Source organism: Rhodococcus sp. BP-316 (assembly GCF_019836105.1).
Lineage (GTDB): Bacteria > Actinomycetota > Actinomycetes > Mycobacteriales > Mycobacteriaceae > Rhodococcoides.
In genome coordinates this window covers 14,056-28,543 of record NZ_JABUEE010000010.1, presented here as the reverse complement: position 1 = coordinate 28,543, position 14,488 = coordinate 14,056, and the positions used below count along the sequence as shown (strand labels likewise).

The 14,488-nt window shown below is 68.8% G+C and carries 11 protein-coding genes; 6 read left to right on the top strand and 5 right to left on the bottom strand.

The annotated features are described in order from the left end of the window. Nucleotides 1-10: 10 nt before the first annotated feature. The 3 genes from HQ312_RS18730 to HQ312_RS18720 form a co-directional block, all read right to left on the bottom strand. The gene (locus tag HQ312_RS18730) at nucleotides 11-1,084 is read right to left on the bottom strand and encodes a maleylacetate reductase (protein ID WP_222640534.1); all 1,074 of its coding nucleotides are present in this window, start codon (nucleotides 1,082-1,084) and stop codon (nucleotides 11-13) included. A gap of 73 nt (nucleotides 1,085-1,157) precedes the next feature. Continuing rightward, complete coding sequence (locus HQ312_RS18725) at nucleotides 1,158-2,552, bottom strand: hypothetical protein (protein WP_222640528.1); 1,395 nt, start codon at nucleotides 2,550-2,552, stop codon at nucleotides 1,158-1,160. Nucleotides 2,553-2,593: 41 nt separating this feature from the next. Beyond that, nucleotides 2,594-3,397 carry an SDR family NAD(P)-dependent oxidoreductase gene (locus tag HQ312_RS18720; RefSeq protein WP_222640526.1) on the bottom strand — a complete coding sequence of 268 codons (804 nt, stop codon included), beginning with the start codon at nucleotides 3,395-3,397 and terminating at the stop codon, nucleotides 2,594-2,596. Nucleotides 3,398-3,505: 108 nt separating this feature from the next. Here HQ312_RS18720 and HQ312_RS18715 point away from each other — a divergent pair, with 108 nt between their 5' ends. Further along, on the top strand, nucleotides 3,506-6,154 hold the full coding sequence (locus tag HQ312_RS18715) for an AAA family ATPase (RefSeq protein ID WP_222640525.1): 2,649 nt from the start codon (nucleotides 3,506-3,508) through the stop codon (nucleotides 6,152-6,154). A 6-nt stretch (nucleotides 6,155-6,160) separates the two neighbouring features. Here the strand turns inward: HQ312_RS18715 and HQ312_RS18710 are convergent, their stop codons facing one another. Both HQ312_RS18710 and HQ312_RS18705 read right to left on the bottom strand, forming a co-directional pair. Then, nucleotides 6,161-7,339: a serine hydrolase gene (locus HQ312_RS18710; protein ID WP_222640523.1), complete on the bottom strand. Its 1,179-nt coding sequence runs from the start codon at nucleotides 7,337-7,339 to the stop codon at nucleotides 6,161-6,163. Between the two features lie 50 nt (nucleotides 7,340-7,389). Then, on the bottom strand, nucleotides 7,390-10,092 hold the full coding sequence (locus tag HQ312_RS18705; protein ID WP_222640522.1) for an AAA family ATPase: 2,703 nt from the start codon (nucleotides 10,090-10,092) through the stop codon (nucleotides 7,390-7,392). A gap of 70 nt (nucleotides 10,093-10,162) precedes the next feature. Here HQ312_RS18705 and HQ312_RS18700 point away from each other — a divergent pair, with 70 nt between their 5' ends. The 5 genes from HQ312_RS18700 to purU are packed head-to-tail and all read left to right on the top strand — an operon-like array spanning nucleotide 10,163 to nucleotide 14,481. Continuing rightward, nucleotides 10,163-11,353 (top strand): NAD(P)/FAD-dependent oxidoreductase, encoded by a 1,191-nt coding sequence (locus HQ312_RS18700; RefSeq protein ID WP_222640520.1) that lies wholly within the window; start codon nucleotides 10,163-10,165, stop codon nucleotides 11,351-11,353. Nucleotides 11,354-11,379: 26 nt separating this feature from the next. Next, nucleotides 11,380-11,793: a cupin domain-containing protein gene (locus tag HQ312_RS18695; protein ID WP_222640518.1), complete on the top strand. Its 414-nt coding sequence runs from the start codon at nucleotides 11,380-11,382 to the stop codon at nucleotides 11,791-11,793. Further along, the gene (locus tag HQ312_RS18690; RefSeq protein ID WP_222640516.1) at nucleotides 11,790-12,662 is read left to right on the top strand and encodes an NAD(P)-dependent oxidoreductase; all 873 of its coding nucleotides are present in this window, start codon (nucleotides 11,790-11,792) and stop codon (nucleotides 12,660-12,662) included. The genes HQ312_RS18695 and HQ312_RS18690 overlap by 4 nt, the downstream gene beginning before the upstream one ends. After that, entirely contained in the window at nucleotides 12,659-13,564 is a 906-nt protein-coding gene (locus HQ312_RS18685; RefSeq protein WP_222640514.1) for an alpha/beta fold hydrolase, read from the top strand. The genes HQ312_RS18690 and HQ312_RS18685 overlap by 4 nt, the downstream gene beginning before the upstream one ends. A gap of 50 nt (nucleotides 13,565-13,614) precedes the next feature. Next, nucleotides 13,615-14,481: a formyltetrahydrofolate deformylase gene (gene purU / locus HQ312_RS18680; protein WP_222640806.1), complete on the top strand. Its 867-nt coding sequence runs from the start codon at nucleotides 13,615-13,617 to the stop codon at nucleotides 14,479-14,481. Nucleotides 14,482-14,488: the final 7 nt, after the last annotated feature.

Genomic DNA, 14,488 nt, shown 5'->3' with positions numbered 1-14,488 from the left:
TGGTCGTCGGTCACGCGGTTGCGACAGGTTGGTCGCCGGCCAGGGCCGCCCGCAGCAGTGTTGCGACGGCCTCGGTGGTGACGGGTCGGGGATTGCCGTAGGACCGGCTGGTGACCTCGTCCGCGATGCGGTCGATGTCCGCCTCGTCCATGCCGAGCTCACGCAGTGAGGTCGGTGCACCGAGTTCACTCGCGAGCCGCCACAGTCGATCCGCCGGCGCGCCGTCGCCCGGCAGTGCCCGCGTGAGTGCGGCGACGGCCGCGGGTGCGTAGGGGGAGTTGAAGGCGAGGACGTGCGGGAGGACCACGGTGTGAGTGGGGGCGTGGGGAAGGTTCAGTGTTCCGCCGAGGGCGTGGCAGAGCTTGTGGTGCAACGACATCGTCGTCGCACCGAGGGCCGTCCCGCACAGCCAGGCGCCGTAGAGCGCCTGGCTTCGTACGTCCAGGTTGCCGGGTGAGGCCACGACCGCGGGCAGAGCCGCGGCGAGCGCACGCACCCCGTCCTCGGCGAGCAGGGAGATGACGGGATTGGCGTCCGGGGCGTACAGCGCCTCCACGGCGTGCGCCATCGCATTGATCGCACTGGTCACCGATATCTCCACGGGCAGAGCCAGTGTCAGATCTGGATCGTAGACGACACTGCGGGGCAACACCTTCGGATCGCGACCCGTCTCCTTCCGCCCATCGGTGGTCAGGCCCCACACCGGGGTCATCTCCGATCCAGCGTAGGTGGTGGGGACCGCGACCACGGGAAGGGAGTGCTTCAGCGCGATGGCTTTGCCCAACCCGATGGCGGACCCGCCGCCGACGGTGACGCACCCGTCCGCTCCCAGTTCGACTGCGGCGGCGGCGGCCCGTTCGGCGACGTCCGCCGGAACGTGCATCACCGCGTCCGCGCGCACTCCGACGCACCGGCTTCCGAGGAGACCGGCGATGCGATCCGCGGTGTCCCGCCGGCCGGGTGAGCAGAGCACCAGCACCCTGTTCAGCCCGAGCAGGTCGAGTTCCTCGGGCAGAGACGCCAGCGCGCCCGACCCGAAACGCACCCGCATGGGGTTCGCCTCGTACACGAAGTCCTGAGTCATGGTGTCGCTTTCCTGGCCCTCCATGGATGGTGTCGGTCGTCGACCGGGAGTGCGCGCCGGTCGACGACCGTGATCAGAGGGCGCTCACGTCGAGCTTCTCGTTGCGGAAGTCGCCCTTGTAGTAAGGGAACTGAGCGACGACTGCCCGGATCTCGATCTGGGGGTGGCCCACGTCGCCCCACAGGACCGTCACCTCCGTGCCCTCGACTGCGAGTTCGCGGTCGAGGTAGGCCAGCGAGATCATCGTGTTCTCGACGAACGCGGGGGTGCGACCCGTCGCGAGTCCCACCTTCCTGCCGTCCTTCAGTACGTGATCGATGCGCATGCGGCCCTTGTGGTAATCGTCGACGGAGATCACCGGGTCGTTGCTCATGGGGTCGTAGACGACGGCGTCCGCGCCCCGGAACTGTGACGCGTACACCGCACCGATGTCGTCGGCGTTCCACTCGAGTGTGACGGTGGTCCGCTTCGAGCCCTCCGCCTTGATCTTCTGCAAGGCGGCCTTGCCCGGGAACTCGTGGTCGAAGTTGACCAGGTAGCCCCAGCGGACGTCGAACGGGGTGACCCACGCATTCTTCGGATCGTCCGAGGCGCTGCCGTGCAGACCGATGTCGAACGGAATGATGTGCTGGATGTACTCGGTGAGGGCGGGCCAGCTCTCCTTCACCGGGTCGAGAAAGTGGATCACCTGGTTGGGGTAGCCGGCGACGGTGTGGTTGACCAGGGAATAGTTCCAGAAGCCTTGGGGCTTCCCGCCGGCGGCCTCGACTTCGGCGCGCAGTTGTCGGTAGGCCTCGCGGGCGTGAGTGGAGGGTCCGTGGATCTCGTAGGCGAGAGCTCCGGACATCCCGAGTCGGTGCACGGTGGCACCGGCGCCCGCGAGGGTGATCACCTTGTTCTTCGCGAAGGCCAGGTCACTCAGATCGGCGCCCGTGACCTTCTCGATGATCGACTTCGACTTCGGGCCGTCGATCTGGAAGAAGTACTCGTCCTGAACCCACGTGCCCTGCACGTCGAGGTCGGAGGTGTCGAGGAAGAACGCCAGCACGGGCGCGAGCCAGTAGGTGCGGAAGTGGTCGTCGCCCACCTTGAGCAGGACGCCGTCGGCGATCATGTAGCCGTCGTCGTTGCAGATGACGACGTGCTTGGACGAGCCCATCTCGAGGAGACCGAAGTCCTTGTTGACGCACACCGAGTTGAGGAAGGTCGCTGCATCCGGACCGGAGACGTCGTAGACGGGGCTGTTGCTCAGAACGAAGCCGATGGACGCCGCGTCACGCGAGGCGAGGAATTCCTCACGCGTGGTGGAGTACTCCGCAGGAACCAGGCCGAATCCGATGTCGGTGAACACGTTCGAGCCCTCGAAGATCGGGCTGCCGGGTGTGAACAGGACGTCGTGAATCGGAGTGCCGGGAGCGACCCCGTCCACCGAATCAGCGCTCGTGTCGGCAGGTTCCGTGATTGTCACAGGTTTCTCCATCTGTTGTTCCTGAACTGTGTGAGAGGCGGTCACGTCAGCACCCGGTCCTCGAGGTCGTCGTTGCGGGTCTCCGCGCCGCCGATGGTGACACCGCCGTCGACGCTGAGGCTGTGTCCGACGACGTAGCTGGACGCCTCCGATCCCAGCCACAACACGGCCTGCGAGATCTCGTCGGTCCGACCGAGCCGCCTCATCGGCACGGCGCTCAGCAACCGGTCCGTCCAGCTGCTGGGGAAGGAGGAGATGAACGGTGTCTCGATCGGTCCGGGGCACAACGCATTGATGCGAATTCCCCGCTCGGAGTACTCGTTCGCGGCTGCTTTGGTGAGACCGATGACGCCGTGCTTGGCCGCGACGTAGGGCGTGAGTCCGTACGCTCCGATCAATCCGGCCGCCGAGGCCGTGTTGATGATGGAGCCACCACCCGAGGCGAGCATGTGTGGGATCTCTGCCTGCATGCAGTAGAAGACGGACGACAGGTTGACGTCGAGGGTCCGTCGCCACGAGGCCGGGTCCTGCTCGAGCATGAACCCGTGCTGACCCTCGGCGCCTGCATTGTTGTGCGCGACGTCGAGCCGGCCGAATCTGTCGACGACGGTGTCGACGGCGCGGTGCACGGCGGCGTCGTCGGCCACGTCGACCTCGACGAAGATCGCCTCGCCGCCGCTCGCCTCGATCTGCTCGACGGTCGTGCGCCCGGCAGCTGCGTCGATGTCCAGAACGGCGACACGAGCGCCGGCGTCGGCGAATGCCGTCGCACTGTCACGGCCCATGCCGCTCCCGGCGCCGGTCACGAGAACGGCCTTTCCGGTGTAATCGAAGGTGACGCTCACTCGGTTCCTGCTTTCTGTGGTCTTTCCGAGAAGAGTCGTCGTCGGCACCTCGTGATCGCATCCATGAGTCCACCGGTTGCTGTGATCCAGGTCATCTATTGTGGGGCTGTGAACACCGATGTTCCTCCCTCGACCGGCCGTGAGACGGAGATCAGGCAGCTGTTCGAGATCGTCGAGGGCGTCCACAGCGGTGTCGGCGGCGCGGTGGTGGTCGTCGGCGAATTCGGTAGTGGGAAGAGCACTGTCGGGCGAAGCGTCGGTCCACGGGCCGGGCTCCGCACACGATTCGTACGGGCGCGGGCGGGCGAGCACGGGACAGACCTGTTCGCTCGACTGCTGGGGACGGGTCCCATCACCGACGACGTGGACGACGTCGTGGGCGCGAACGCTGCTCTGGATGCGCTCGCCGACGCGACCCGCGGCGGGCCGGTCGTTCTGGTGGTGGACGACCTGGACCGCGCGGACCATTCGGCGCGCAGACTGCTCGGTATTCTCGCCCGCCGGGTGGCGTCGCTACCGGTCTTCCTCGTGCTGATCGGGTGGCGACGCGGTGAGAGTCTTCCGGCCGGTGCCGCGGTGCTGCGGCTGCATCCACTCTCGTCCGGTGACACCGCGGCGACAGTTCGTGGCTGCCTCGAAGCGTCGGTACCCGACTCGGTCGTCGACGACATCGCTGCCGCGTCCGGCGGAAATCCGTTGGCAGCTCGGGAGATGGCAGCGGTCCTGACCCCCGAGGAGATGGCCGGCCACGCGAGTCTCCCGGAGCCGGCCGTGCCGGGCCCGGCATGGACTGCGCGGTGGAGCATGCTCGCGCAGGGCCTGTCGGAGACGGGGCGAGCAGCGATGCTGGTCGTGGCGGTGGGGGACGGGCTTCCGATCACCGTTCTCGAGGGCGCCTGTGCGCGTCTCGGGCTGGGTGCCGACGAACTGGACGTTCTCGAGAGCCGACGGTTGGTGCGAGTCGACGAGTCCGGCCGCGGGTGGTCGAGGCGTCCCCATCGCAGCGCTACTTTCCACAGCGCGGACGCGGAGTCGAGGCGAGCGGTGCACCGCGCTCTCGCGGACGAGTTGCAGGACACCGCCGATCTCGTCCTCCCCCGGGCCCTGCACCGCGCAGCGGTGGAGGAGGGGACGGGCACAGACGCGGGTGACGAGTTGGAATCGGTTCTGCGGACAGTGGACGCGTCGCCCGCTGCGCTGAACGGATGGCTTCGCGCTGCCGAACTCGCTACGGAGGACGACGCTCGGGTTCGTCGGCTGGTGTCCGCTGGTCTGGTCAGCTGGGTGATCGGTCGGCCGGCTCAGGCCGAGTGGCTGGTGACGAGCGCCGGAGTCACCGGTCGGGACGTGTCCATCGCCGGGACCGCAGCGCAGATCCGGGGAGCCGTCGCGTTGAGCCGCGGATTGCCTGCCGACGCGTTGCGCATCCTCGTCGACGGCGCGGGAGCTGCAGCCCGACGGGATCCGCGGCTGGCCGTCGATCTCGCGGCCCGCGTCACCGGCCTGGCGTGGTGGGGAGGGCGCGCAGACTGGGCCGAGAAGGCGGCGAACCTCGCGGATTCCATCGAGGACGAGGCCGTCGAGAGCAGTGGCGTCTTCGCGGCCCTGGTTCGTCAGGCGGCGCCCGCCGGCGTCGACGTCATGCGCGACAACTTCCGCCCGGCCATCGGTGACCTGACTCGCTCACTACGGGACGCGGTGAACTTGATCGAGCCGCGGGAGCTGCTCTTCGCCGCGGAGATCGCGACGATGGTGGGTGACGACGTGGGCACCCGGGTGTTCTGCGAGCGAGCGATCCGTGCCATGCGGGTGCGCGGTCGAGCCACGGAGTTGCCGTTCGCGCTGCAACTGCAGGCGTTGGTCCTCGCGGGTCAAGGCCGCCTGGAGGCCGCGCGTGCGGCAGCGGACGAGGGTTTGTCGCTCGCAGCACACGCAGGGGAGGAGACCGACGGTGCCTTCCAGCACACCGTCCTCGCGCACCTCGCCGCGCTCGACGGTGACACGGCGTCGTGCGAACGGCACCGACGCGCGGTGACGGGCCGCGGCGCCGAGCATCCGACGGCCTCGCTCGACTGGGCGGCGGGTCGGTCGGCGGTGTCGATGGCCCGGTTCGACGATGCCGTCGAGATACTCGTTCCGACGGTGCTCGGCGACCGTCGTCACCCCGAGGTGAGTCTGCTCGCGACACCTGATCTGGTCGAGGCGGCGGTCGCCGTCGGGAAGTCCGATCTCGCGGAGCGAGCACTCGAACGTTTCGCGAGATGGTGCGATGCGGGATCGTCGTGGGGCGGTGCGGTGCAGTTTCGGCTGACTGCGCTGGCGGCAGGTGATTCGGAGGAGTTGTTCGACAACGCATGCCGTGCAACGGGTCTGGCGCAGCGCCCGTTCGAGTCGGCACGAACTCGATTGGCCTATGGCGAGTTTCTGCGGGGGAAGCGCCGCCGTGTGGAGGCGCGCGAGCACCTGCACACCGCGCTGGGTGTGTTCGAGAGCCTCGAACTCCCGGCGTGGATCGACCGGACCCGGTCGGTGCTGCGGGCGAGTGGAGAGGGCCGCACCCACGACATCCCGGTCGTCGACGTCCTCACCCCGCAGGAACTCGACATAGCCCGCATGGTCAGCCGCGGCCGCTCGAACCGCGATGTCGCGGGGGCGCTGCATCTGAGCTCTCGCACGGTCGAGTACCACCTGTCCAAGGTGTACGTGAAGCTCGGCCTCGACTCCCGTGACCAGCTGGCAGGGGCTCTGGCGGACTGACTGCCGTCAGTTCGCCGCGACCACCGTCATGTCCGACAGCGTCTGGAACCGGTGCAGGTTCTCCGCCTCGCCGAGCACACCTGCGGTGAGGCACACGAATGTCAGATCACGTTCCGGATCGACGAAGAACTGGGACGATCCCGCCCCGTATCCGCCGAACGTGCCCGGCGAGGACATCGTGCCGAAGAACGTCTGTCGCAGGCCTGAGCCGCGCATCATGAATCCCAGACCGATACTCGCGAGCCAGGGCTGCCAGTGCTTCTCGGCGACGATGCGGCTGTACCGCTCGTTGACGAGGTCGCCCGTCTGGACGGTCGTCGCCATCGCGATCGACGCGGGGGACAGGATCCGCTCACCGTCGAGCTCCCCGCCCCGACGCAGCATCTCCGCGAAGCGGAACAGATCCGAGACGGTCGACACGCATCCCACCCATGGCAACTCCGCGCCCTCGTGCGCGGCGGATGCGGTGTCGACGATGTCCTGTGGCGAGAAGAACTGTCCGGGAGGGAACTTCGCGACGACGGGCACGAGGCGATCCGTCCACGCCGCAGGCGCGCCCATGCGGGTGTCGGCCATGCCCAGCGGATCGAGCAGCTCGTCGTGGAGGGTCTGCGTGAACGAACGCCCCCGGCCGAGCGTTCGCACCACTATCTCACCCAACAGCGCGTGAGCCAGGCACGGCGAGTAGCTGACGCGTTCGCCCGGCGGGGCCACCAGATCCATCTCGCCGATCGCTCCGATGGTGCGCGAGAGGTCGGCGCAGTCCATGGGCGGCAGCGGCCACGGCGTGGGGCTGGTACCTGCTCGGTGCGTCATGAGGTCGGCCACGCTGACACGATCCTTCGCGCCGACGCGAAACCGGTCTGGACCCCGGAACTCCGGAACGATGTCGACGACCTTGGTGATCGGGCTGAGCAGTCCCTGCTCGAACGCCTTCAGCACCAGCACGTTGGTGAACTGCTTGGTGGTCGAGAAAATCCAGAACACGTCGTCCAGGGCGGCCGCTCGACCGGTGGAACGGTCGCTGTAGCCGACCGCCTCGTGCAAGCCGATCTCGCCACCTCGGGCGACGAGTACGACCCCACCGTCGTACAGGTCGTCGGATACATCGGATGCCATCCGCTCGGTGATCCGGTCGAGTGCGCGGTGGTCGAGAGAGGTCGAAAGAGTAAGCGATCGCGTCATGTGTCGAGGGTGCGAGACACCGTGCTCACTCGCATCGGTGTGATCACCAGTCACCGGCCGTCGAGGACACCCGGCAATTGTTTCCGCGAGCCGATTCCCAGCTTCGTGTAGACCTTGTGCAGATGCGACTCGACGGTCTTGCGACTCAGATACAGCTGCTCTGCGACCTGCTGGTTGGACGCGCCGTCGGCGACCAGACGTGCCACGGTGAGTTCCTGCGACGTCAGCATGGTCGCCGCGTCGGGTCCGCGTCGCGCTCGTTCCGCCGTGGCGCTCAATTCGGTGGCTGCACGCTGTTCCCATGCGGTGACACGCAGCCGGGCGAAGGTGGCCATCGATTCCTGCAGCACCACGCGGGCGCGGACGCGCTGCCGCCTGCGTCTGAGGCTCTCCCCGTGGAGCAGCTGGGTCCGTGCGACCTCGAACGGCCGATCGGGATCGGTGCTGCCCTCACGGAACCATCGCTCGGCGTCGCTCTCGCTCTCCGCGGTCAGAGCGTGTAGACGCGGCAGCACAGTCGCCGCCCAGGGGGAGCCGGCGGCAGCCCACGCAGCGAACCGGGGAAGGGCGGTGCGCGCGATGTCGGGCCGACCGCTTCGTACGGCCGCTTCCACCAGATCGGGAAGTGCGAAGAGTGCGGTCGGAGGGTGCGTCGTGGCCGACTCCGGGTCGGTGACCTCCTGAAGAATCTCGAGCGCGCTCGCAAGTCGACCGGTGGCCAGGTCGGTGCGCCCCATCGCCCAGTGCGCCGCAGCGGCGATGTAGCCGACGTCGCGCCCCGTCACCAGACGCAGCGCGGCGTCCGCGGCCTCCCGCACCGCGTCGGCCGATCCGCGCAGACCGTCTCCGTGCGCCGTCATCGTCAACGCGAACGCTTGGCTCCGGCCGTCCCCTATCCGACGGGCGAGGACCGCGCCCTCGGCGAGGAGTTCCGCCGCGCTGGTGGCCTGCCCTCGCCACATCTGCACCGATGCCAGTACGTGCAACGTGAAGCACAATCGGAACACGTCGCCCTCGGCGCGCAGCAGCGCCACGGACTCGGTGAGGTGGCGGAACGCGGCGACATCGTCGCCGAGAAGCATCGCAGACTGTCCGGCCATGCGGTGATCACGCGCCGACACCGCGTCCGTGCCCGCGTCCAGCGACACCCGGAGGTGCACTCCCGCCGACTCGAGGTCGCCGTCGAACAGTGCGGCGCAGCCACGGACAGCACCGACAGTGATGCGATGGGATGTCGTCACCCGGCCGGCCTCCGGCCTTCCCGACGCGACGTCGTCGGACAGGTCGGCGGCCAGCTCGGCGACACGGGCGATCCACTCGACACGGCCGGACCACCAGGACACCTCGGCGGCGTCCGCGAGCGCTTCGAGCTCGAGTGAGTCGTTCGCGCCGTGGATCAGCTCCGCCGCTCGGATCGGGCGCTCCAACCCCTCCTGCGGTGTGCGGCCGGCCGCAGCCATGAGACCTTCGGTCAGCAGGATCCGCGCGCGTGCCTCGACCGGCGCATCATCGGTGTCGACGCGAAGCGCGGCGCGCTCGGTGCCGTCGGGATCGCCGGACGCGAGCCGAGCCTCGGCGACCCGGGCCCAGCGCACCGACCTCCGCTCGGCGTCGACGGACAGGGCCGCGGCCACGTGGAGCGCGCGGGCCCGGTCCGACGGAGTCAGCGCGGATCCGGCCCGGGTGACGGCGCGCTCGAGGCGGGTGGCGCCGTTCTCGTCGGTGGTGGTCGCAGCCCGGGCCCGGTGCCAGGCCGCGCGCAGGTCCTGATCCGCTGCGACGGAGTCGAGTGTGTCGGCCAGCGCGGCGTGGGCGCGGCGTACGTCACCGGACGGGGCGAGCTCGAGCACGGCGGCCGGGAGAAGCGGGTGTACCGGCGCGACTCCCGAGGCCGTCTCGACCAGGAGCCCGCTCTCGACCAGCTCGGCGAGGGCCGCGTCGTCGACGAGGGACTCGGGTATCGCCGGCATCGGCACGGAGCCGGGACAGTCGCAGGCGACGGACCACAGCAGCCCCAGGTGGCGCGCGTGCGGTGACAGGTGTCGGCGGGCGAGCCACAGTGCCGCCACGGCCGAGTCGGCACGGCGCGACACGTCGACGCCGCTGTCCGCACGGAGTACGTCCGGAGTGATCAAGGCGCGGGTGGACAGCACCAGAACTCCCGGGTTGCCCGCTGCCCGGTCCACGATCGCCTCGACGACGCGGCACCGTCGGCGCTGCTGGTCGAGGGTGTCGCCGTCGGAGGTCGCGACCGTCTCCACGAGCGTGCGGCTGTCCTCGTCGGTCAGTCGATCCAGTTCGAGGCCCCGTGAGACGGTCCCGATGGGCCGGCGACCGGCGAAAACGATCCCCCACGACCCCGCCAGCGCGGCCACGTCGGTGAGAACCTGTTGCGACAGCGAGTCGGCCCGGTCGACGTCGTCGACGATCACGAGAGTCGGCACGGCGGCGGCGAGACGAGTCAGCAGCGCCGCCAGCGCCTCCGGATCCGTGGTGAGTTCGTGCTCGCCGGGCCGATGCACGGGGCCCAGCAGTTGGTGCAGCAGCCCGCCGGGAATATCGGATTCGGAGTCGTCTCCCGCTGCCGCGAGCACACGCAGATCGGGGGACGCACCGATGTGCGCGAGCAGCGCCGACTTTCCCGACCCCGGTGGACCCCACACTTCGAGCGACCCACCGCGCCCGGCCCGGACCTCGGCGACGAATTCGGTGAGTCGAGCGATCTCGGCCACCCGGCCGACGAGCTGGTGCATCCGGACAACCTCCTGCCGACTGGTGGTCACCCCGATGCGAGCCGATCGCCGGATCGTGAGCATTGTGACGGTGAGCACGAATGATATCGCCGTCGTCGGCGCCGGCCCAGTGGGTGCGTTGACCGCGCTCGGTCTCGCCCAACGCGGGCACCGAGTTCTCCTGCTCGAGTCGGAGCAGGAGCTTCCCACCGCGCCCCGCGCCATCGTCTACTACTGGCACGTTCTCGAGGGACTCGACGCCCTCGGCGTCCTGGACGACATCGATGCCGCCGGGATCCGCAACACTGCTTTCCGCACGCGCGTCCTCGCCACCGGAGACGAGGCCGTGGTGTCCCTGGCGCCGCTGGAGGCGGTGACCCCGCGCCCGTGGAACATCCACCTGGGCCAACACGACGTGGTGCGCATCGCCCTCGACCATCTGTCGCGTCTGCCGAACGCCACCCTCCGACTCGGCGCTCCCGTGACCGCGGTCCGCCAGGACGGGCACGAGGTCGTCCTGGACGTCGGCGGGGAATCGCCTGGCGAGGTGCGCGCATCGTGGGTGGTCGGCGCCGACGGCGCACGCAGCGCTGTCCGTACGAGCCTCGGAATCGGTTTCGACGGAACCACGTGGAAGGACCGCTTCGTCGCCACTGATCTCCGGTACCCGTTCGACGCGGCCGGTCTCGGTAACGCCAACATGATGCTCGACTCCGAGAACGGTTGTGTCATTGCGCGTATCGACGACTCGACGTGGCGGTGGACGTGGGGTGAGTCGGCCGAACTCGCCGCCGACACCGTCATGGACAGACTTCCCGCTCGTCTCGCCGCCCTGGGCTTTCCCGACGTGCCCTACGACGTCGTCACCGCGACGCCGTACCGCATGCACCAACGTTCCGCCGACCGCATGCGTGAGGGTCGGGTACTGCTCGCCGGCGATGCAGCACACGCGACGAACCCCACAGGCGGGATCGGCCTCACCAGTGGCATGTACGACGTGTTCGCGCTGCTCGACCCGCTGAGCGATGCCGTGCACGGCTCGGACGACGCCCCTCTGGACGCGTGGGCGGCCGAGCGACTGCGCATCTTCGACGAGAAGGCCTCACCGATGGCGACGGCATCGAAGCGTCGGGTCTACGACGACACCGACCGCGACGCGCTCGTCGGCTTCGTACGAGGTTCCGCCGCGGCCGTCGACGACGCGGAGGCCGTTCGACGGTTGTCCGCGATGACGGTGCTGCGCAGTGGTTTTCCGCGCCACCACACATCGTTCGTCTCATGATCACTCGACCACAGCAGGAGGGTTCCATGTCCACGATCACGATCGCCCGAGGCGGCCGTCAGGGATCACCCGCCGAGCTCCGGACCGGCACCTTCGTCGGCGAGGTCTGGGGCGATCCGGTTCTGCCGGCCACCGGGGGATGGTTGGTCAACAACGTCCACTTCGCCCCCGGCGGTCGGACCAACTGGCACACCCACGGAGTCGGTCAGGTTCTGATCGTCACCGCCGGTGAAGGATTCGTGTTCGACGAACACGGCAACGGCGGACGTATCGGGGTCGGCGACGTCGTTCACATTCCCGGCGAGACGCAGCACTGGCACGGTGCCACCTCGGGCGCGTTCATGACACACACTGCGATCTCCGTGGGTGGCCACGACTGGGGTCGTGAGGTCACCGCCGACGAGTACCGGCAGGCGCACGACCAGGAGTTCCGCGCATGACGCTGTCGATCGGATTCGTCGGGCTCGGGCGAATGGGGCGGCCGATGGTCGCGGCACTGCAGCGAGCCGGGTTCTCGGTGAGCTCGTACGACCGGTCACCCGGCGCGCGGTCGGCGACCCCCGGCAGCGTCGACACTCTCGCCGACGTCACCGGCGACGTCCTCGTACTCATGCTCCCGAACTCCGCGATCGTCGAATCGGTCCTGACGGACCCGACGTTCGCTGCCCTGCGTGCAGGGGCCGTGGTGATCGACATGAGTTCGTCGGAGCCCGCCAGCACCCGCAGGCTCGGTGAGCAGCTCGATGCGGTGGGTGTGCACTACCTCGATGCGCCTGTCTCGGGTGGTGTGTCGCGCGCCGAGAGTGCGAGTCTGACCGTGATGGCGGGCGGCCCGTCCGAGGTGCTCGAGCGCGTCCGGACAGTGCTGGAAGCACTGGGAACCGTCACCCACGTGGGTGAGCTGGGCGCTGGTCATGCGATCAAGGCGTGCAACAACGTGCTTGTGGGCGTCACACTCCTCGCGTCGGTCGAGGTACTGGGCATCGTGCGTGCTTTCGGGGTCGACCCCGCAGTCGCGTTCGAGGTGATCAACAATTCCACGGGACGCAGTTGGTCGAGCGAACACAAGGTGCCGACGTTCGTTCTCGCCGAGGAGTACCGCTCCGGATTCGGACTGGGGCTCCTCGCCAAGGACATGGGCATCGCCGTCGGACTCGCCGACGGCCTGGGCGTCGAGCACGAGCTGCTCGGATCGGCGACGAGAATGTGGCACCGAGCCGGTGCCGAGTTGCCGAGCGATGCCGACCATACATCCATCGCGGAATGGGTTGCAGCGCCACCGGTGTCCGTGCGGAACGGTGTGTCGTGACCAGCGTCGCTCAGCGCTGGATTCTCGACTCCGATCACTCGGACGCGGCAATGTTCGTCGAGACCCGAGTACCCGACTCGCCTCGCGGGCCGACGATCGTTCTCGTGCACGGCGGTGGTGGGCAGGGGACCGATTGGGGCACCACCCCCGACGGACGACCGGGGTGGGGGGACCTTCTGGTCGAGCAGGGCTTCCGGGTCCACATCGTCGATCGACCCGGTCACGGTCGGTCACCCGGCCGCACGCCCGCCCCCGCGGCGGTGGACATGACGGCCCGAGTGTTCGCGCCCGGCGCGCGGTCCGATCACACTCAGTGGCCCGGACCGGGAGGTGTCGACGATCCCGCAGTGCGCATCCTGGCCGCGTCGGCGACGGGACTGCCCGCGGATCTGGTTGCGGCCCAGAGAGTCGACGCTCGACTTCTCGTCTCGCTGCTGGAGGAGCTCGGACCGTCCGTGGTGGTCGCGCACTCGCTGGGTGCGTGCGCGGCGTGGCTCGTGGCCGAGTCCAGGCCCGATCTGGTGTCCGCGGTGGTCGCGCTCGAGCCCGCCGGGCCGCCGTACCTGGATATGCCGGGAACACCGCTGCGACTGCCCGCCGGCATCACCGCCGCACCGCTGTTCGACGGCGAGCGAGCCGCGGGACTGACCTCGGTCCCCGTCGCGATCGTCGAGAGCGACACCTCGTCGATGGGCGCCGCGTGCGGACCGGTCGCCGACTTCCTCCGCCGCGCAGGCGTGGCGGTCGACCACGTCGTCCTCGCCGAGAGAGGGCTCCATGGGAACGGCCACGGACTCGCTCTCGAACTCGACAACCGCGAGGTTCTCGGTGTGGTCCTCGACTGGATCACCGCGAACGCGCGAACACCGTTTCCACTTCCCGACACAGGAGAGCACACGTGACCAGTTCATCGCTCACGACCGCGCGCACCCAACCGGCGACCGCCGGCAGCGTGCAGGCCACCGACCCCGATCTCGCTCGTCTCGTCGTGCGCTGCGAGGACCAGCCGGGCGTCGTCGCCACCGTCGGGGGTTTCCTGACCCGCGCCGGTGCGAACATCGAATCCCTGCAACAGCACACGACAGCACCGAACGGCGGCATGTTCTTCCAACGCACCGAGTTCCGGATACCCGGACTGTCGGCGGCACGGGACGAACTGGAGGCCGGCTTCGCTTCCGAGGTCGCGGCCGGCCTCGGGATGGAGTTCACGCTCACCGAGGCCGCGAAGCCCAAACGCGTGGCCATCATGGTCTCGAAGACCGACCACTGCGTCCTCGACCTGTTGTGGCGCAACCGCCGTGGGGAACTGGACATGACGATCGCCATGGTCATCTCCAACCACGCCGACCTCGCGGCCGATGTGCGTCCCTTCGGGGTGCCGTTCTTCCACATCCCGGCGACCAGGGAGACGCGAGCCGAAGCGGAGGAACGTCAGCTCGGTCTGCTGCGCGACAACGTCGATCTGGTGGTGCTCGCCCGCTACATGCAGATCATCACCCCACACTTCCTGGCCTCGGTCGGTGCGCCGCTGATCAACATCCACCACTCCTTCCTCCCCGCCTTCATCGGCGCGGGGCCCTATCAAAGGGCCAAGGAGCGCGGCGTGAAGCTCGTGGGAGCGACGGCGCACTACGTGACCGAGGATCTGGACGAGGGGCCGATCATCGAGCAGGACGTCGTCCGCGTCGATCACCGACACCAGACCTCGGACCTGGTTCGGCTGGGTGCCGACGTCGAACGCGCCGTCCTCTCACGCGCGGTGCGCTGGCACTGCGAGGACCGTGTCGTCCGGCACGGCAACTCCACCATGGTGTTCTGAAGGAGAC

Bases quoted from the DNA above. Each gene is read 5' to 3' on its own strand.
- HQ312_RS18730 (WP_222640534.1), bottom strand. From the start codon at position 1,084: ATGACTCAGGACTTCGTGTACGAGGCGAACCCCATGCGGGTGCGTTTC.
- HQ312_RS18710 (WP_222640523.1), bottom strand. From the start codon at position 7,339: ATGACGCGATCGCTTACTCTTTCGACCTCTCTCGACCACCGCGCACTC.
- HQ312_RS18705 (WP_222640522.1), bottom strand. From the start codon at position 10,092: ATGCACCAGCTCGTCGGCCGGGTGGCCGAGATCGCTCGACTCACCGAA.
- HQ312_RS18695 (WP_222640518.1), top strand. From the start codon at position 11,380: ATGTCCACGATCACGATCGCCCGAGGCGGCCGTCAGGGATCACCCGCC.
- HQ312_RS18690 (WP_222640516.1), top strand. From the start codon at position 11,790: ATGACGCTGTCGATCGGATTCGTCGGGCTCGGGCGAATGGGGCGGCCG.